This window comes from Zooshikella ganghwensis (genome assembly GCF_018263875.1).
Classification (GTDB): domain Bacteria; phylum Pseudomonadota; class Gammaproteobacteria; order Pseudomonadales; family Zooshikellaceae; genus Zooshikella; species Zooshikella ganghwensis.
This window is the reverse complement of sequence record NZ_JAEVHG010000008.1, coordinates 210,820-230,082: the sequence shown is the minus strand read 5'-3', so window position 1 is coordinate 230,082 and position 19,263 is coordinate 210,820. Positions and strand designations below refer to the sequence as shown.

General features: G+C 41.9%; 15 protein-coding genes. 5 read left to right on the top strand and 10 right to left on the bottom strand.

The features are described from left to right. Nucleotides 1-194: 194 nt before the first annotated feature. The 4 genes from malT to KHS79_RS13345 all read left to right on the top strand — a co-directional run bounded on the left by malT (nt 195) and on the right by KHS79_RS13345 (nt 6,681). Nucleotides 195-2,966 carry an HTH-type transcriptional regulator MalT gene (gene malT, locus KHS79_RS13360; protein WP_212719700.1) on the top strand — a complete coding sequence of 924 codons (2,772 nt, stop codon included), beginning with the start codon at nt 195-197 and terminating at the stop codon, nt 2,964-2,966. 146 nt (nt 2,967-3,112) lie between these two features. Next, complete coding sequence (locus KHS79_RS13355; protein WP_212719697.1) at nt 3,113-4,744, top strand: alpha-glucosidase; 1,632 nt, start codon at nt 3,113-3,115, stop codon at nt 4,742-4,744. Nucleotides 4,745-4,763: 19 nt separating this feature from the next. Next, nucleotides 4,764-5,879, top strand: coding sequence for a maltose/maltodextrin ABC transporter ATP-binding protein MalK (malK, locus tag KHS79_RS13350; RefSeq protein WP_094787677.1), 1,116 nt, complete (start codon nt 4,764-4,766; stop codon nt 5,877-5,879). A gap of 601 nt (nt 5,880-6,480) precedes the next feature. Next, nucleotides 6,481-6,681: a hypothetical protein gene (locus KHS79_RS13345; RefSeq protein WP_027707633.1), complete on the top strand. Its 201-nt coding sequence runs from the start codon at nt 6,481-6,483 to the stop codon at nt 6,679-6,681. Between the two features lie 355 nt (nt 6,682-7,036). Here KHS79_RS13345 and KHS79_RS13340 read toward each other — a convergent pair whose 3' ends face one another. Together KHS79_RS13340 and KHS79_RS13335 are read right to left on the bottom strand one after the other, a co-directional pair. Beyond that, the gene (locus KHS79_RS13340) at nt 7,037-7,828 is read right to left on the bottom strand and encodes a class I SAM-dependent methyltransferase (RefSeq protein WP_212719694.1); all 792 of its coding nucleotides are present in this window, start codon (nt 7,826-7,828) and stop codon (nt 7,037-7,039) included. 608 nt (nt 7,829-8,436) lie between these two features. Next, on the bottom strand, nt 8,437-8,619 hold the full coding sequence (locus KHS79_RS13335; RefSeq protein WP_027707635.1) for a hypothetical protein: 183 nt from the start codon (nt 8,617-8,619) through the stop codon (nt 8,437-8,439). 1 nt (nt 8,620) lies between these two features. On the opposite strand from KHS79_RS13335, the gene KHS79_RS13330 reads away from it, so the two are divergent. Then, nucleotides 8,621-8,839: an Lpp/OprI family alanine-zipper lipoprotein gene (locus KHS79_RS13330; protein WP_027707636.1), complete on the top strand. Its 219-nt coding sequence runs from the start codon at nt 8,621-8,623 to the stop codon at nt 8,837-8,839. Nucleotides 8,840-9,073: 234 nt separating this feature from the next. Here the strand turns inward: KHS79_RS13330 and KHS79_RS13325 are convergent, their stop codons facing one another. The 8 genes from KHS79_RS13325 to KHS79_RS13290 all read right to left on the bottom strand — a co-directional run bounded on the left by KHS79_RS13325 (nt 9,074) and on the right by KHS79_RS13290 (nt 18,824). Further along, nucleotides 9,074-10,051 (bottom strand): L,D-transpeptidase family protein, encoded by a 978-nt coding sequence (locus KHS79_RS13325; RefSeq protein ID WP_094787679.1) that lies wholly within the window; start codon nt 10,049-10,051, stop codon nt 9,074-9,076. 384 nt (nt 10,052-10,435) lie between these two features. Beyond that, nucleotides 10,436-11,326, bottom strand: a complete 891-nt coding sequence (gene malG / locus KHS79_RS13320) for a maltose ABC transporter permease MalG (protein ID WP_212719692.1) — start codon at nt 11,324-11,326, stop codon at nt 10,436-10,438. Nucleotides 11,327-11,339: 13 nt separating this feature from the next. Continuing rightward, the gene (gene malF, locus KHS79_RS13315) at nt 11,340-12,881 is read right to left on the bottom strand and encodes a maltose ABC transporter permease MalF (protein WP_094787681.1); all 1,542 of its coding nucleotides are present in this window, start codon (nt 12,879-12,881) and stop codon (nt 11,340-11,342) included. A gap of 174 nt (nt 12,882-13,055) precedes the next feature. Beyond that, nucleotides 13,056-14,249 (bottom strand): maltose/maltodextrin ABC transporter substrate-binding protein MalE, encoded by a 1,194-nt coding sequence (malE, locus tag KHS79_RS13310; protein ID WP_165773423.1) that lies wholly within the window; start codon nt 14,247-14,249, stop codon nt 13,056-13,058. 203 nt (nt 14,250-14,452) lie between these two features. After that, nucleotides 14,453-15,379: a MalM family protein gene (locus KHS79_RS13305; RefSeq protein WP_212719690.1), complete on the bottom strand. Its 927-nt coding sequence runs from the start codon at nt 15,377-15,379 to the stop codon at nt 14,453-14,455. Nucleotides 15,380-15,483: 104 nt separating this feature from the next. Continuing rightward, the gene (locus KHS79_RS13300; RefSeq protein WP_212719688.1) at nt 15,484-16,776 is read right to left on the bottom strand and encodes a maltoporin; all 1,293 of its coding nucleotides are present in this window, start codon (nt 16,774-16,776) and stop codon (nt 15,484-15,486) included. Between the two features lie 305 nt (nt 16,777-17,081). After that, complete coding sequence (locus KHS79_RS13295; RefSeq protein WP_027707643.1) at nt 17,082-17,666, bottom strand: hypothetical protein; 585 nt, start codon at nt 17,664-17,666, stop codon at nt 17,082-17,084. 219 nt (nt 17,667-17,885) lie between these two features. Beyond that, nucleotides 17,886-18,824 (bottom strand): hypothetical protein, encoded by a 939-nt coding sequence (locus KHS79_RS13290; protein ID WP_212719687.1) that lies wholly within the window; start codon nt 18,822-18,824, stop codon nt 17,886-17,888. Nucleotides 18,825-19,263: the final 439 nt, after the last annotated feature.

Below are 19,263 nucleotides of genomic sequence, written 5' to 3'. Positions count from 1 at the left end.
CTACTATTACAATCTTGCGTCAGTACCTTTGGCTTGGTACTGTTGGTTCGCAATCTGCATCTAATCTACTCGCAGACAAACTGCAGATCACTTGTGAACCAGAGGCATAATAAAAATTATATACCCTTACTTAGCGGTATAAATACGCCAATAAAGAAAAACGACTAAACAAAAGCAGTTTACAGGCAGTGACTATGGCATCTGCGCATTTAGCCAAAACAGTGGAGTCCGGCTCAGGTCAACTGGTATTAATTCCATCCAAAATATCAGTACCCAACCGACCGTCAAAACTCACTCATCGACCTCGTTTAGCAAGTCAGTTAGCAGACTATTCAACTCACCAACTAACCCTGATACATGGCCCTGCCGGCTACGGCAAAACCTCCCTGAGCTTAGACTGGATCAACCAACTCAATCACCCTGTCGCATGGTTTAGCATTGACTCTGCTGACAACGAGCCAGTCCGTTTTATTGCATATCTCACTGCTTGCCTTCAACAAGCAACACAACGCTGTCCCCAGTCACTTGAGCAAGTACTTACTGCCAACCCCATTCACTTTGAAAGCCATATTTCTCGGTTACTTATGGAGTTAGCCAATACAGACACACCTGTATTACTGGTACTTGATGATTACCACTGGATTGACAACGAAGTGATTCACCAGGGGCTTCGCTTCTTAATTAAACATAAACCTGCATTTTTACACATTGTGATTAACTCCCGAAGCTTGCCGCCACTGGGCCTTGCTAACTTAAGGCTGCACGATCAATTATTGGAAATTGCACCTGATCAACTGGCATTTGATGCAGATGATGCTCACCAGTTTTTTGCAGACCGTTTACCTTTTTCACTAACACCCTGTCAGCTTGCTCCACTGTTGCAACAAGTTGAAGGTTGGCCAACGGTTTTACAGTTGATTGCCCTGCTCTCAACACCCGATATTGACAGCTTTGAGTCATGGGCCAATGAAGTCGTTAAGGGCCACACATATTTATTGGATTATCTGGCTGAAGAAGTTTTGACACAGGTTTCACCTGAAATAAAACAGTTTTTGTATTTCAGCAGTGTACTTGACAGCATGAATGACTATTTAGTGAAAACCGTCACTGGCGTTGAAAATGGCCAAGCCATGCTGGAACAAGTGGAACAACTTGGTTTATTTATTACGCCCCTTGATTGTCAGCGTCACTGGTATCGTTATCATCCATTATTTTCAACCTTTCTTCGTCACCAGCTAGGCAAGCACTATCCTGGTCAAACTCAGACCTTACATCAACGCGCCTGTGCTGGCTGGCAACAGTTGGGGTATATTCACGAGGCGCTGACCCATGCCATTGCGGGTGAAAACCATTGTGCACTCACTGAAATCTTGCTGAAACATGGCTGGTCTTTCTACCAGCAAGGCCAGTGTCGTATTCTGCAACAGGCATTAAACAGCATTCCCTCAGCAAAGCTGGCTGCAAACGCTGAACTCACCATGCTGGGAGCTTGGGTTGCCCAAAATCTTTACCAGTACGATGATGTTGAGAACTTACTTGTACAAGCAGAACAAAAGCTCCCTCAGCAAATGCCTCAACCTCAATGGCAAGAAATTCAATGCGAATTCAACACCATTCGTGCTCAACTGGCGATGAATTTAGGGCAAATAAAAGAAGCACAAATGCTAGCTCAGGATGCACTGGCTAATTTGCCCGAAGAACGGCGTCGTATTCGAACTGTCGCCTTATCCGTATTAGGTGAAGCCAGCTTCTGCCAGGGTCAGCTAACCAAAGCACAGCAGATGATGGAAGAAGCCGAACAGCTCGCCCGATTAAGAGGTGCCAGTCAAATCGCGCTATGGACCCAGTGCCAGCAATCTGAAATTGCCATGGCACAGGGCTATCTACAAAAAGCCTTTAATATTCAAGATAAAGCCTTACAGTTTGCGACAGAGCATCAGGTGAATCACTTACCGATCATGGAGTTTATTCATCGAGTGCGTGCTCAGGTTTTATTTGAGTGGCATCATTTGGATGGTGCGGAAAAACACAGTCTCGCCGGTATCGAAATCTTACGTCCCCAAGGTGAACATTGGTTCTTACAATGCTATGCCCTACTGGCAAAAATCGCATTGCTTCGTGGAAAACATACTGTATGTGCTGACTATATACAAAAACTACAACAGTTGATGCAAGGTGATGACTATCACAGTGACTGGATGGCAAATGCCCATGCAACAATGCTCGCTTATTGGCAAGCAACCCAGGATATGGCAGCTATTGAGCGCTGGCAGCAAGCGGCCCCACCACTATCACCAGCCACCAATCACTTTTACCAATGTCATGCCCGCAATCGCGCTCGAGCAGAAATCTATCTTAATCAACCTGCTAAAGCCATTGATATATTGACGTCACTGCAACAACAAGCCGTAAAATACCGCCTTATTACTGACCAGAACCGTAACCATATATGTTTTGCACAAGCTTATTGGTCACAAGATGAACGAGAGCTTGCCTTAGAGCATCTGGAGCAGGCGCTTCAGCTGGCAACAACAACAGGCTTTATCAGCAGCTTTTTACTGATAGGTAAATCGCTTATTGTAATGCTAAAAGCGCTAAAGCAAGACTACCCCCTAGCTGACAATGAGCTACAACGAGCTGAACGCTTGATTAAACTAGCTCAGCAGCAACGCAGCTTGAACAAATCGATTACCATCACGTTAGATGAAACATTAATTGGTGATATTCTGCAGCAGGCTGATATCCCTGAATTAATAAAATCTACCCCCCTAACCAAGCGAGAATGGCAGGTCTTAAGCCTGATTCATAGTGGCTTGAGTAATGAACAAATTGCTGGACACCTGGAAGTGGCACCCAGTACCATCAAAACCCATATTCGTAGTCTTTACCAAAAGCTCAATGTTAACCACCGAGATGAAGCCATCGATATAGCTAATAAAATGCTGCGCACTATCCAAGGTGATTAAACAGTAAGTCAAGGGGATTAACCAGTAAGGACTACGCCCTGTATCTACGCCTATAAATTAAATCCTGGGGGAGGATGTTTTTGTTACCTTGATTCTTGATGATAAGGATATCTGTTAACTAATTTGGGATGAGCAAGGTAATTACAATGCGTAAGCATAATCAGGAATGGTGGCGTGGAGCCGTTATTTATCAGGTTTATCCACGCAGCTTTATGGATTCTAACCAGGATGGTATTGGTGACTTGCCTGGCATCACTGCCAAAATACCCTATATTGCCAGCCTAAATGTTGATGCTATTTGGCTGTCGCCGTTTTTTACCTCTCCGATGAAAGACTTTGGCTATGATGTCAGCAATTATCGTGATGTTGATCCGATTTTCGGAACACTCGAAGATTTTGATCAACTGATTGCAGCCGCCCATCAACACAACCTAAAAGTGATTATTGATCAGGTACTTAGTCACACATCAGATCAGCACCCCTGGTTTAAAGAAAGCCGTAACAGTAAAACAAACAGTAAAGCCGATTGGTATGTGTGGGCTGACCCTAAAGCCGATGGTAGTCCACCCAATAACTGGCTATCGATTTTTGGAGGCTCGGCCTGGACCTGGGATAGCCGACGCCGACAATATTACCTGCATAATTTTTTAAGCAGTCAGCCTGACTTAAATTTTCATAATTCAGATGTTGTACAACAACTGCTAAATGATGTGGAGTTTTGGTTGAAGAGAGGTGTTGATGGCTTTCGCCTGGATACCGCCAACTTTTATTTTCATGATGATAAATTACGGGATAATCCTCCCAGTAAAAAAATTGTGGATGGCAGTATTGGTGTTCGCCCAGATAACCCTTATGGCTATCAACAGCATATTTACGATAAAACACGCCCTGAAAATCTTGAGTTTTTACAAAAGCTACGTACCCTGCTGGATCGTTATCCAGAAACGACCACGGTGGGTGAAATTGGCTGTGACCACTCATTAAAAACCATGGCAATGTATACCTCTGAGGGTAATAAGCTCCACATGGCCTACTCTTTTGATTTACTTACTGAACAAAGTAGCGCCGACTTTCTACAAACCACCATGGAAAATATGGAAGCAGCACTGGGTGATGGTTGGCCTTGCTGGTCGTTAGGTAATCATGATGTGGCGCGGGTTTTAAGCCGTTGGGGTAAAGCAGAAATAACACCCAAACAAGCAAAAGCCTATATGCACTTCCTCCTCACCCAACGTGGCAGCATCTGTGTTTATCAGGGTGAAGAGTTAGGTCTTACGGAAGCAGAGCTTGCTTTTGAAGAGTTACAAGACCCATACGGTATCACCTTCTGGCCAGAGTTTAAGGGCCGTGATGGATGTCGTACTCCCATGCCCTGGCAACATGATCAGCATAATGCTGGCTTTTCAGACGTGAAGCCTTGGTTACCTGTACCCCAAGAGCATTATCAACATAGTGTCGACCAGCAACAAGGGCAACCAGACTCAATGCTTAAGGCTTATCAGGACTTCCTTGCTTGGCGAAAAAACCAGCCAGCCCTGGTCACAGGAAGTATTGATTATATTTCTGCACCTGAAGGGGTATTGCTGTATCAGCGTAGTCATGAAAATCAACATCTGCTGGTAGCCATCAACCTTAATCAACAGGCGGTGACAATACCTTTATCTCAAGTCACTGAAGCACACGTCGAAGTTTTACCAGCACCTCACTGCCTAGGTCAGCTTCAACAAAACACCCTTAAGTTGGATGCGTTTGATACGCTCATTATGATGCTGAATTAATCGACAGTAGGAGTATAAAATGGCCAGTGTCAAGCTGTGCAATGTTTATAAGCGTTATGGTACAGCAGAAATATCCAAAAATATTAATTTGGATATCCAAAGCGGTGAATTTGTGGTGTTTGTTGGCCCCTCAGGTTGTGGTAAATCAACCCTATTACGGATGATTGCCGGGCTGGAAGACATCAGTGAAGGTGATTTGTTCATTGATGACACCCAGGTTAATGATGTCCCCCCAAAAGACCGCTCAGTGGGTATGGTGTTCCAGTCTTATGCACTCTACCCCCATATGTCCGTTGCAGAGAACATGGCATTTGGCCTTAAACTAGCGAAAGTCAATAAATCCACTATAAAACAGCGTGTAGAAAAAGCCGCAAATACTTTACAACTGTCTTCTTTACTTGAGCGAAAACCAAAAGATCTTTCCGGGGGGCAGCGACAACGGGTAGCTATAGGACGCACTATTGTACGCGAACCTAAAGTGCTGCTATTTGATGAACCACTCTCTAACTTAGATGCAGGGTTGCGGGTTCAGATGCGTATAGAGATTGCCAAGCTTCATAAGCGTCTGCAAGCCACTATGATTTATGTTACCCACGACCAGGTCGAGGCCATGACTCTGGCTGATAAAATTGTGGTTTTGGATGCTGGCTTTATTTCTCAAATTGGTCGCCCTCTTGAACTTTACCATTATCCTGCCAACCAGTTTGTAGCGGGTTTTATTGGTAGCCCACAAATGAATTTTATTCCATGTACTATTGAGCAGACTCATCCTACCTCTGTGACCGCCCGCCTCACCAATGGACGACCCATTACGCTTGAAGTAGATGGTACACAGATACAACCGGGAGAAAGTGCAACGATAGGCATTCGCCCAGAGCACTTTGCTTTACCTGATACAGCTAATGTCACCATTGATGGACACGTCAATGTGGTCGAACGTTTAGGAGACCACACACTGATATATGCAGACATGCCAGGCTTGTCAGACAACATTACAATTCGTGCTGATGGTAATACCAAAGTATACGAAGGAGAAACGTATACCATCGGATTAGACGTCTCACGTTGTCATTTATTTCGTGCTGATGGTTCAGCCTGTCGTCGTCTAATTAAAGAACCAAGCCTGAACTTCTAATCCTTTTACCCCTGCTACCATACCCAAAACGAAAGTTTTTTTAGCGGGGCTAGTCTGGTCTGTTAAAACGAGCGATAGCATCAGTAGCTGTTAAAAAGTGCTAGCTGGGCTTTCAAATGATGAAGCCCCAGGAGCTTATATTAATAAGTCACTGGGGTGGCAGTTAAATGCTCCTCGGCAACAGCTCCTGCATTGCTCTACTATATGACATCCATGTCATTATGCATAAACTGCATTTCCACCATCCTTGGTGGTCAAGAGTGAATACAACAAACTCTACTAATGTATCAGGAACACATTAGAACAACTTCGCAGGCCCGTGAGGGTGAGCGCTATGGATAGCGCACATAAAAATGATTCGTAAAAGGGTATACCCTACCCTGCTTGGCATTATTCTGTTTGCACTTGATAATAAGACAGGGTAGTGTTTCCCCCTAGACATTTCAGGTGTATTTGTCTTATTTTTTTACAGTACAAATATATTTGAGTTTTTATTCTAAAAAATATCGCTACAATAATACCAAAATCAGTCAGATAGCCAATCTGGTACCACACATGCATAGTGTTCAGGGCCTTAGTTATGAATGGCTTGGAGATATTCATGGACTTGAAAGAAACACTAAACGCAATGCGATTTAAACTCTATCGCATGGATACCCCATCTCAGCAAGATACCCCTTCAGAGCTGAGTGGTGCTGATCTGGTAGAAAAATACGGTATCAGCCGTTTTGAAACCTCATGCACAATGCTTCAAGAGACTATCACTAAAAGTGACACCCTTTATTTTGTGCGAATTACTTAATTCCAGGGGATTCGTTCTGAACGGATCTTTCGCAGTAGCTTTAATTAATTTAGACTAAAGTCGTATTGACAAAAAATAATTTATTTATAGGGTATCATAAATTTTTTTAAAGCAAGCTTTATAAAAATACCTGGATTTAACTATCAGCCCTCAAAATAAAATTAGTTTTATTTCATATTAATTTTATGGCATCAGTATTAATTATTTCTGCTGATATTTAGCCCTTTGGACAGTTGCATATTAAGCCCTTGTAAAAGCTGACTTTAAATCACCTTGAAAGGTCAACCTAACGTTCTGTAAATTCTGCCCTGGAGGCTTGACTGCTGCCTCCTTTTTGATACGCAACTGATCGGGCTTATGCAACAGCGGCCTTTTGGACAACCCCATAAATACACCGCATAGGAATAGCAATACCCTCGTCTTGACGAGCATAGATCGCCAAAGCATTGTTCACTATCTGATCGACAAACTCCCTATGCTTCTCTTCAGGCAACCATTCTTGTAAAGGTAATAACGCCAGAAGAAATTGGGCAAAGTAATCAATACTCGTGGCAAAGGGAAACCATGTTCGATCCTCCAAGACTGAAATGGTAAAACCATGGTGCTGAAACAGCATTTGCAAACAACGCTGATCGGCACTGGGAGGCATTGCTGTCAAAGCAATGGATAGTTTTTCCCATTGAGGATCACTCATTAACTGTTTAACGGGGAGATAAATCGCTTCATTATAAGGCCAATGGACAACAAAACATTGACCACCCGGTTTTAAAACACGCTCTATTTCTGCAAAAGCTTTATCTAAATTACTGACCCAATGCAATATGCTACATACGAACACCCAATCCATTGATTGGCTATCAAACTGATCTAAGTTCGTCACATCAGCGATGCCAAAACGAACACCGGGTGTTTCATAGTTTTGTTTAGCATGACTAATCATCTCCACAGACCGATCTACTGCTTGGACATGACTTAGTTCAAACTGTTGTACAATTTTATTGATTAAGCTACCGTCCCCACAACCAATATCTAAAACCTGATCATGAGAACTAAGATTACAGTATTGATGCAACCCTAAAAGGGCAGATTCATGTTGTAATTGATTGACCAGCCTATACTCTTCCGGATTCCAGCGTAACTTGGCCATGATTCCCCTATATAATCCTTACTCGTTATAGTTATTATTTGTTGTGTACCCTGATACTGTTTTTCACATAAACTCAAATCGCTCACTTAAGCTCGCAATTCTGTTTTGAATACATTGCACTCGGTTTAAAGCTCAATGTGAAAATATAGTTCAGGATAAGTCACTAATGATAGTATGTGTAACTTGTTTTTAAAAAACAAAGTGGGCTGGTCTAGACAACCAATGCGATTAGATTATTTATTAACCAGATGTAAACCTGGAAAAATATCTCTCCCAACAATCCAACACATACGTTTGGAGAAGTGTTCTTGGTGCTTAATACTTAAGACACCTGACTTGAACTCATACTTTAGATGAAAAAAGCATTGCTTGCAGTTTACTTAAGTGCATAAGATAATTGACGCAATATTTATTCGTACAAATAGACAACAAGTCGTTACAAACCAATAAAAGCAAAATAACACACTTGTAATACAACAATCATGGAATAAAATTTATAGTACTTCTATCTAATGCCCAAAACTTTTGTTTGTTGGATCACAGCAGATTTTTTTGTGCCTGATATTATATTTGGGTCTTACAGCGTTTGTGAGACAGTTCAATCAGCCCTATACTGGCTGATAATAAAAAAGTAGTCCATACTCTAGCTTGGACATCGGCTTGCCCTTGAGACCTTTGGTCTGTAAGCCTTTGGGGGCATCTGGCCTGGCAGGTTTAATCAGTACGGCCTGACCAGTTATTTTAACCCTCTTCAAATGAAGCATTGCAACACAAACTGATAAGGAGTTCATAATGACTGCTAAACTCGTTAAGTTAGGCGTCGCCGCTACTGCGTTAACTATTATGGCTGGTTGTGCAACAAACAGTCGTGTAGATGCGCTGGAGCAAGACATTAACGAAGTAAAGGATCGCCTCAGCCGCGTTGAGCAAACTGCTGCTAGCGCTGATGCAAAAGCCGATCAAATCATGGAGAAGCTAGATCGCATGAGTGGTCATCAGTACATGAAATAATTTGTGATACTGATGCGAAAAGGCCGCAGCTGCGGCCTTTTTTTTATAAATGAATTTATATAACTCAACTTGTATTTTTAATATTCATTAACACCATACACTGAGGAATATATTTTTACCGACACTTCTACCAGTGCTATCTATTATGCATCTTTAACAGAACTAGCCGGACATATCCAAGCTAGCCCCACGACAACAAGAGTATACTTATTTATTATACGAGGAAGGTAAGCCTTAAAATAAATCCTTTACGTATACAGAAGACAATGAAACTCGTTGCGGTAACCCGGTTTCTTGCTGAATAGCATCTAACGCAGCACTTCGATTAATCGCCGTACTCGCTTCAGGCATTTTGTCTAACAAACTGCTCAGCACCTGCTTCGCTGGTTTACGAACAGTATTGACTCGCTCTGATAATGGTTCATGTGACTCAATATATATTTCACCATTCAGACGGCCAATTTTATATGACTCATGGATAATTTTCACTGGGGTACCACGCGAGACTTGAGCAAATAATTGCTCGATATGATCAGGAAATAAACGAATACAACCATGACTCACTCGCATGCCTACGCCATACTTTCGGTTTGTTCCATGAATTAAATAACTACCCCCATTACCCAGCCGCAATGCAAATAGTCCTAAGGGGTTATCTGGCCCAGCGGGTACCACTGCAGGTAAAATATCGCCCTTTTCTGCATGTTCGCGGCGAATCGATGCGGGTGGTGTCCATGTAGGATTCTCAATCTTTTGCATGATATGTGTCTTGCCTTCAGGGGTTTGCCAGCCCCTACGACCAATACCAACAGGAAAAACAACCACCACATCTTCATTAGGAGGGAAATAGTAAAGGCGTAATTCTGCCAAATTGATAACAATGCCCTCCCGCTTGACGGGTGGCAAAATCATTTGAGTCGGCAGTGTCACCAACACTCCTTCACCAGGAAGCCAGGGATCAATTTCAGGATTAGCTGCACGAACAGTTAAAAAGCCCAACCCCTCACGCCGAGAAATCTCCATAAATGTATCCTCATAAGCCGTACTTACCTGGCGTATATAACCAACGACATTATCGCCATTAGACGGCAGAGGATAAACAGCAGCCCAGCTTTGGCTAAAACTGAGAATAGTAATGCCACACAAAAACCATGCGTGACATTTAGATACAGTGTACCTAAATATTTTAACAAGCATACTTACTTCATTCATAAGAAGTTACTATAGTTTAAATAAAGTCAATCAACCCGGAAAAAATTAGCTAGCTAAGTAGCAGCCAATTATCATACAGACAGAAAGAAAACGACATAAGTGTACCTTCTTTTTTTGCTAAAAAAGTCACTTTATATAGCGTAATCAGTTAAACATTTTAAACAAACAGAGGTTTATTTTCTTTTTTTAAAGACTACTCAAATATGCAGTTCACACATATAAAGTTGGTGGTTCTGTCCTTCATAATAGCGTGGGATAGTAGACTTACACGCAATCAAATGATTAATTTTTAACCACAAGAACATGGCAAAATTGTTCATACGAATATTTCTTCAGATTCATGTATGACAACTGTTTGATTTGCCATGTTAGGATGGTCTATTTTTATCCTTTAACGCCTCCTGCAGTGAGGCCACTGATTATCCACTTTTGGCAATACAAAAAGATAACGGTGATAGGTAGCCCTGACAGCACCGCCGCTGCGGCAAAGTCACCCCATAAGTAGTTTTGCTCATAGAGATACTGCTGAGCACCCACTGCTAGGGTAAGCTGGTCAACATCAAGTAATAATACTGAGGCAATAGGATACTCGGCAATTGTGGTAATAAATGCCAAAATAAATACTACAGCCAGTATTGGAATACTTAAAGGTAGTAATATATAACGAAATGCCTGCCAGATTGTCGCGCCATCTACAACGGCAGCCTCTTCAAGCGAGGCATCAATGGACTCAAAATACCCTTTGATTGTCCAGATATGCAGTGCCATCCCTCCAAGTGAAGCAGTAATAACTGCACCGTGAGAGTTAATCCCCAACCAGCTAACATGTTGCCCCAGCTGATCAAATAGAGCATAAATCGCCACCAACGATAACACGGGTGGAAACATTTGAAAGATCAGCATGGATTTAAGCATGATGCCTTTAAAGCGAAAACGCATACGGGCAAAAGCATACGCACTTGTGGTTGATAACATCAAAATTAACAACGCCGAAACCAGTGCGATTTTGACCGAGTTCCACAACCAGGTTAATACCGGAAACGGTGGTTGAATAACTCTACCATCGGCCTGAGTATAAGGAATACCCAGCGCCAGCGACCAGTGCTCTAATGAAGGGTTAACGGGTAATAAATGTCCAGTCGCAAAGTTACCTGTGCGAAATGAAATTGATAACACCATTAACAGTGGAAATATAATAATTGCGAGAAAGGCAATTAAACCTGCATGGGTTAACCAGATACGGTACTTAACTGATGGAGAGTGAACCATTGCCATTGCTGTTTCTCCCTTATACTTTAACCTTGCTCAGGCGCAATTGCATAACAGCCAATGCCCCCACCAGTAAAAAGATCAATGTTGCGATCGCCGCAGCCATACCAAAATTTTGTCCTGAGTCCTGAAAAGCCAATCGATAGGTATAACTCACTAATAAATCAGTAGTACCTGCAGGTGTTGTTGCACCAATAATGTCAGGACCTCCTGATGTTAATAAGGTGATTAATACGAAATTATTGAAATTAAATGCAAATGAAGCGATTAATAAGGGGGTTAACGGCTTAATGATTTGCGGTAAGGTAATACTGATTAAATTTCGCCAAGGCGATGCACCATCAATAGCAGAGGCTTCATATAAATCTCTTGGAATCGCTTGTAGTAACCCCATACATAATAACAACATGTAGGGATACCCTAACCAAGTATTAACGATCAATATCATAGTACGGGCTAATAGCGGATCACTGAACCAATCAGGACGTAGGCCAAATAACTCCCCCATTAAATAATTTACTTCGCCTGCATTCTGATTAAATAAACCTTTAAAAACCAAAATAGAAATAAACGCTGGTACCGCATACGGTAAAATCAGCATCATGCGGTAGAACCCTTTTCCTTTTAACAGTTCCCACTGTAACAGGTTGGCTAAAATGAGTCCCACTAACAGTGTAAAAATGACAGTGCACAGCGAAAAAACGATTGTCCAAACAAAAATTTGTATAAACGGTCCACTAATACTAGGGTCGAATAACACAGTAATATAGTTCTGCCACCCTACATAGGTTTTAAAACCAGGAGAAAATACATCTCCCTGAGTATTTTTATAAAACCCCTCTTGCCAGTCAATTGTGAGTACATCACCTGTTTTTTGATTAATTAACTGTTGTTGTTCATTTAGTTGATAAAGGGGAGCCACTGCAGCAAAGTGCCGAAGTCCAACCCACTGCAGTTGTTGTCCATTAGGCAAGTTCAATTTTATATTTTTTAAGTGCTTTTTATGCTGAATAATGGTTTTGATTGACGCCGGTTTCTGGTCAGGTAATTCACTCACCAATGTCAGTGGTAATTTTATATCTACAGTATCTGTCAGTGAAAAATTTTGACTTAAAAATGCTGAATGATGCTCATCATCTAACAGAGCCATAACAGCTGTTTTTTCTGAGGAATTTTGTTGCTGAAAATACAGGTAAAATTTATATTTTTTATCACTGACTTTATACGTTTGTTGTAGAAAATATTGCTGTGCTTTAGGTAAATCCAACAAGTGCTTAGCACTATAGTTGGTAAAGCTAATACCAATCGTATACAACAAAGGAAAAATAACAAAAATAACCATACCCGCGACGGCAGGAAATACATAACGATGAGCGTACGCCTCTTGTCGACAAAAGACAAAAGCTGCAGCACTCAGCACCACTAAAAATAATCCTGCAAAGGCTAACTGTTGCTGCACATACATGACAACCACAAGGTATAAACCAACCCCTACAACACTTAATGGCAGGACACGTTTAAGTAAACGCATGACAAAACTCAACTGAAGCCCGGTTAACATGATACTTCACCATGTCGATCCAGCAGTAACGCTGCTTGTTGGTATACCCTCACCTCGCTATCCTTTTAAAGGGCATACCCTCCACACACAACCTAAAAAGGCTAGGTATACCAAACAAAGCAGTGACTACCAGAATGAATAAACAAATGGATCTAGTATACCCTTAGGTATACGCTACTTGTTACGCACAATACGCTTAGCAGCATCGTCCAATGCCGCTTTTACTGGCTGACGACCCGATGTAATATTTTGCAATGCTGCTTTCATCGCCGCCCAAAAAGCCCCCATTTCAGGCACATTTGGCATCACCTCACCAGCTTGCGCATTGTTAAAGGTCGCAGCAATATTGGGGTCTTTGCTTAACGTCTTCATGTATTCCTTGTTTGCAACAGCCCCCAAGGGTACATCATCATTGACCTTTTTAAGCCCCTCAATTTGCAGCATATAATTTTCTAAAAACTCTACCGCCAGTTCTTTATTTGGGCTTGCTGCATTAATGGTTGCCGCCAATACACCTACAAAAGGTTTGCCTACCTGGCCATTTATTTTTGGCAGTGGTGCAACGCCAAAGTCAATGCCACTTTTTTTAAGGTTACTCCATGACCATGGGCCATTAATCATCATTGCAACCTCACCTTTATTAAAGGCTGCATCCATGACGCCATAATCAACTCCTTTTGGCATGACCTTCTCATCAATCATTTTTTTCAATAATGCACCAGCTTGGTATCCACCTTCATTATTTACACCAGTATCTTTCACATCATAGCCACCAGAAGGTTGTTTTTTAAAAGTATAAGCGCCATACCCTGCAAACAAACCCCAGGTAAAATAGGTATTATTATAATCCCACAAAATGGCTTTTTTATTTTCCTTCGCCAGCTGAGTACTCAAGGAAAATATCTCATCTACTGTTTTGGGCGGCTGCTTAATAATTGCTTTATTATAAATTAATCCTACCGCTTCCATGGCGATGGGATAACCATAGACTTTTCCATCAACGGTTACCGCATCCCAGCTAAAATCAACAATGCCTGATTTAATCGATTTACTAGGTGAAAGAGGCGCAATGAGTCCACTTTTTGCCCACTCACCTAACCGGTCATGTGCCCAAATAAAAATATCGGGACCATTCCCTGTAGCAGCTGCCTGTTGAAATTTGTCAGTAGCTTTATCTGGATGAGCTACTTTTACAGGAATACCTGTTTCTTTGGCAAATCGATCACCGACTGCCTGTAAACCGTTATACCCTTTATCACCATTAATCCAAATGGTTAATTCACCCTCTGTAATAGCTGCAATTGCTGTTGTACTGACACATTGCGATACGAGAAAACTTGAAGCCAGCAGTGTTATTGTTTTTTTCATAGTCGACATCCTATTAACAGGCTACCCTTTTGTGAATTATTCATTATGTGCTTCACCATGGGCATACTACGTGATTATCCGTGTTCCTTAACCAACAACGCTCAAACTGTTGCAGTATCCCTCTCAACATGATCCTGCCTGATGCACTTAGACTTCGCATCCCCCTTGGTATTTTTTAGGGGGGCGTAGTGTTCTGGCTGAGTTTATGGCTTAGGTTGAATACGCTCTAGTAAAAACGTGCGTATACCTTGTACTCCAGCACGTTCTCCTTCTTCCGCTAAACGTAAAGCTTTTGCCATATCCCCTTTAGCGAGTGCTTGCTTAATCGCCTGCTGGTAATAATCCTGGGTTTCGGGAAGAGCTGGGGTACTCGCAGGTGCAGGAGCAGCAGACGGATAGACTACTGCTGGTGGAACATAGTCAGCCCGCTCTCCAAATGATTTATTTTCTTGCGCTATTCGTAACTGTAATACCCCTACCGCTGAATGCTTTGCGACAGGATCTGGTATAGCAGGCGGCTGATTATGTCGTGCTAATGCATAGGCTTTCGCAGGGTGTAATAGTGTAGTCTCTCCTTGCCTATCATCCTCTGTGGTATAAAGTACCATGTAAGTTTCATTCAATGGGTTACCAGGCAAACTTCGATCAACCCGAAACTGCCCATCAAGACTATCCCCTTTGAAACCTTTCGCTGGCCGGTATTGAAAATCATTTCCTCGCAACAAACGAGTTACCCTAAACTGGCTATCCATTAACATCACAGTAGGTTTAAATACAGTTTTACCTGCAATACTGTACAGCGTAATAGTCAGCGAGTTTGCATTTTCAGGTAGTTTATAGGCGGCAAAAAAACTCTTTCCAGATTCGAACGGATAACTGGGAGAATCAAGATTAATCTCAATCTGTAACTGTTTTCCTGGTTCAACAGTCTGGTAAAGTAAGCCCGCTAGTTGCTGACAACAAACAACTGATGCAGCCAATCCTTCATTAGCCTGTTGTTGACTGATAGCTGATGGCGTAGGCCATGTAGCAGTCCAATTATCGATATCTGCACGACAGATAGTAGCCACTGTCAGCACAAAAAAAACCGAAAAATACCTAAAAAACCGGTAATATATTTTGGGGTCCATAATAGAAGTCCTAGCCTTGTTAAGGATAAGGGCCACTTAATTTAAGTGGCCTGATATCTACCCTTCAAAGTGAAAGTAAGGTTAAGCGGGTTAGTTAAATAAAACTACCACCATGCTTCTACCTGCACACCAAACGTTAATCCGCTGTCTTCTCCAGTTTCAATCGACTCACTGGCTGCATTATAGTCATCGCCATCCCATCGCGCGTAAGTTGCAAACGCTCTGATAACGGGTCTCGCCCAGAAGCTTCGCCCTGCTGACCATTGTTGCGCTAATGTCACTTTCGTCAAATCTACCGTTTCCGCACCACTCGCCTGTGGTTTAACGCGGTCATACCCCACTTCTAAGGCTGTACTCATTACATCATTCCACTTATAAACAGGTCTAATCCCTGCTGACATCCATGTTTGCCCCTGGTTATTGTCTAAATCTTTTTTTTCATAAATACCTACATACATCCCTTCTAAATTTTCTGTAAGTTCAATCACCCCCTGATTGACGACACGAAACATTTTTCCATCACTTGTGTCACGACTTTGGTTATGACCTGTTCCGATCATACCATCAGTAGCATACTGCAACGCCAGTTTATTGTAGCCACCAAACCAATTACTCTGCGTATGCTGTACTGTAAATAAGTAGCCTTTGTTATCGTCAAAGTCCTTATCATCTTGCTCCGTGTTTAAGTTAGCTCGGCCATAATCCAGACCCAGTTCCAACTTACCATTTTCATTAATTGCCAAATCAGACAAACGAATGTCAAAGGTATCATTGGCCACATTGGTTCCAGATGAGCCACCTTTCGCTTGATAGTCATTTTCTGTATTACGCAGCCATGCTAAAGATAACTTACCAAACCCGACATCAATATTTTCAATACCTGCACCAGGACCCGACACATCCCAATAGTAATAATCATTAATATGCACATCATGCCGTTGATAATAACGTTTACCCGCCCAAATATTTGCACCAGGAAAACTATCAAGTACATTCTCACCAATAACATACATCTGTCTTAAAGATGACTTTGCACCATTATCACCCGTCAGTTCTTCCCAATCGTTTTCTTGATTAGAAACATATGCAATCATCGAATCCACGTAGAAACGCTTTTCCCCTTCTTTGAATAGTTCTTGCCCTAACTGTATTTCTGCATAGGTTTCACACTCGTTGCCTAATCGATATTTAGCTCCAGCACCTTGCGCTCTGAAACAAGCTTGATCACCTCCGCCCTGGGTTCCTCCGATTCCTGAGCGTAAATAGCCATGAAAATCTACCGCTGCAACAGGGGAAGAAAACAGGCTAGGTAAACAACAGATGAGAGTAATATAAGGAAGGTTATTTTTTATTTTTTGCCATCTACTGCGATTACTATTTTTATTATCTCGATGCATAATCTAACACCTCTATGTGCATGGGTCTCAGAAAGGACTTACATGCATTTAACTGCTTTAGTCACAAACTAGATGGTGAAAAATTACGAATCAAAAAACATCCTCCCCCCTGGATAAAATCCAGGGCGTAGTCGCAAGGGGGAGAATTGTTTTGCTTTAGACGTAGGGTCTACACGTGATAGGAGAGATCACATACCAAAATGACTTGGTACACAAGTAGGACCTAGAGGAATAGCTGAAGTTCAATGTCAGCAGAAAAAAACTGAAAAAAGAGTGAGTCACTTGTATTACTTGCAAGTGAGTTATCATTTATTTTCCATGTCACTAGCAAAGCGTTTACGGGCCAGCAATCCAAATAACCCCATCAACCCCAAAAGCAGCGAACTGGGAGCAACCACTTTAATGATAGACACATTGTCCACTAGCAGAAAACTACCAAAATCACCAAAGTTTTGCAGTGCAATGGCACCATCCTCAGCACCCGTAAACTCATAACTAAACGTTTGCCATGAACCAACGTCATCCACTAAACGGGCAATCATATCACCGGTATGAGGCCACTCTGGGTGAAGCTGAAAGCTTCCTTCTGCAGCATCAGCCAACAAATACTGGAACTCAACCCTATCGCCTTTTTGCCACTGAACATTAGTCCAAATTAATCCGGCACCTGTCGGTATAGTCGCAAAATACTCTCCCGATGCTGGGGTATACACCTGTCCTGAACGATCCGTAAATTCCTTAACAATGGCAGGCACCCCCATACCTAACTCAAAAAGACGACCTCCCATATCACCATTCTCAAAATCATCGTTAATCAATGATGCCTGAATATTAGTTATCCATCCTATAGTCATCACACAGACTAATAGTGCTTGTATCAGCTTTAACATAACCTCTCCAATACAGTTTGCGCTTAAGAGCTGAGTCAAAATATATCAAAGAACATATTGTAAGAAAAAGGCTGCCTCTGTAGTGTAAAAAAACAGAAAAGCTTGTATGGGTTAACAACCAATAAGTGAACAACCACAAGATTGCATTAAAAAATAAGGAAAATGAATCACACTGGAGGGGAGTATACCCGCAACAAAGGGTATAAAACGGAGGAAAAACTAGCCTGCAAAGAGAAGCACTAACCCTACGATTAATATGAGCCCCATCACAAACCATAGGATACCCGCAGTGAGTGCGGCAGCAAAAGCTTGCAGAATAGTGAACGTCCAAGCGATCCATTCACTTGAAGATTTATCCGATAAAATAGCAGAGCTGGATTTATCTAACGCAAGAACATCCGTTAATAAATTATAATTCTGCAATTGATGAGTTGAATGGGTATGACTGAATTGCTTAGCTTTGATTGCCTCAATGTTCTCAATCCATTGATTAGGTAACGAAAGCTGATCAGTCGATACCAATATCAACATATCCGCCATAAGCTCAAGATACTGGCCTCCTGGGTGCAAAAAGTTTCCCAGAAACATAAAGTCTGACGCAGGCAGTACATCCGAGGGTCCATCATAGTCAACAAATAATTTAACCAACGTGCGTTCGTTATATTCAGCCAGCATCATGCAGGGTAACGCCCTCCCACCCCAGTTCAACATGGCTGGACAAGGAAAGCGATCATCCTTAAGCTGCTCATAGTAAGGAGGGATAACCGGATCACGTGGCATAATATTTAAGGGCTGCTCAAAAAGTACATCTAAGGAAAAGAGTGGAAAACTGTGGCAAAACCCAAAGCTGGCATCATCGACAGCCAAGCAACGAGCCATTGCTCGAGCCTCATAATTTAAGAGTTCAGAAGCTACTGCAGGATTAAGGCTAAAATAGTGAAACACATTCTCATCAGAGATCATCCAGTACCCTAGATTTTGATTGGGTAAACGCTCACACAGCAGTTCTATACTAGGAAAGTCTGCATCTATATTATCTGGGTCATCAGGCCAGTCAGATACTAACTGCCAATAAAAGCGGCTCCCCGATATAAAGGGCTGCCACAGTGGCAGAAATTTTTCATCTGTCCGCTGGATAAATGAATCAAATGGCTCCATACACCTGAGCGCCTTTCAACTCATTTTGAACTCATAGGATTATAAGTCATGCTCACCCCTCTTTTCTTAGTGCCGCTGTTTTAAGTTTAACTGGTTAATGGTTGTTTACCTACTTGAAACAGGAAAAAAATCGCCAAAAACGTGACTTCAAATAATTTTTTTTACTATTCAGGTGTCAATAATCACGTTAAATTTGAGGGAAGAGACATTAAAAAAACGAATCACTATGACTGTCAGGCTAGTTATAACTTTTCTCCATTTAAAATGGTTTTTCAAGCAACACCCCATAAAACCATATGCTCAGTCTTAATCAAGCCAACACTTATCACACAAAAAATATTTTCAATATCCGCAAATAAAAAACTCAATAAAAAAACAGTCACTATACCCAAGATGAAAGATGTATACCCAAAACGAAGGGTTTTTAGGGGCAGCCGTC

Bases quoted from the DNA above. Each gene is read 5' to 3' on its own strand.
- malT (WP_212719700.1), top strand. From the start codon at position 195: ATGGCATCTGCGCATTTAGCCAAAACAGTGGAGTCCGGCTCAGGTCAA.
- KHS79_RS13355 (WP_212719697.1), top strand. From the start codon at position 3,113: ATGCGTAAGCATAATCAGGAATGGTGGCGTGGAGCCGTTATTTATCAG.
- malK (WP_094787677.1), top strand. From the start codon at position 4,764: ATGGCCAGTGTCAAGCTGTGCAATGTTTATAAGCGTTATGGTACAGCA.
- KHS79_RS13345 (WP_027707633.1), top strand. From the start codon at position 6,481: ATGGACTTGAAAGAAACACTAAACGCAATGCGATTTAAACTCTATCGC.
- KHS79_RS13340 (WP_212719694.1), bottom strand. From the start codon at position 7,828: ATGGCCAAGTTACGCTGGAATCCGGAAGAGTATAGGCTGGTCAATCAA.
- KHS79_RS13335 (WP_027707635.1), bottom strand. From the start codon at position 8,619: ATGAACTCCTTATCAGTTTGTGTTGCAATGCTTCATTTGAAGAGGGTT.
- KHS79_RS13330 (WP_027707636.1), top strand. From the start codon at position 8,621: ATGACTGCTAAACTCGTTAAGTTAGGCGTCGCCGCTACTGCGTTAACT.
- KHS79_RS13325 (WP_094787679.1), bottom strand. From the start codon at position 10,051: ATGAATGAAGTAAGTATGCTTGTTAAAATATTTAGGTACACTGTATCT.
- malG (WP_212719692.1), bottom strand. From the start codon at position 11,326: ATGGCAATGGTTCACTCTCCATCAGTTAAGTACCGTATCTGGTTAACC.
- malF (WP_094787681.1), bottom strand. From the start codon at position 12,881: ATGTTAACCGGGCTTCAGTTGAGTTTTGTCATGCGTTTACTTAAACGT.
- malE (WP_165773423.1), bottom strand. From the start codon at position 14,249: ATGAAAAAAACAATAACACTGCTGGCTTCAAGTTTTCTCGTATCGCAA.
- KHS79_RS13305 (WP_212719690.1), bottom strand. From the start codon at position 15,379: ATGGACCCCAAAATATATTACCGGTTTTTTAGGTATTTTTCGGTTTTT.
- KHS79_RS13300 (WP_212719688.1), bottom strand. From the start codon at position 16,776: ATGCATCGAGATAATAAAAATAGTAATCGCAGTAGATGGCAAAAAATA.
- KHS79_RS13295 (WP_027707643.1), bottom strand. From the start codon at position 17,666: ATGTTAAAGCTGATACAAGCACTATTAGTCTGTGTGATGACTATAGGA.
- KHS79_RS13290 (WP_212719687.1), bottom strand. From the start codon at position 18,824: ATGGAGCCATTTGATTCATTTATCCAGCGGACAGATGAAAAATTTCTG.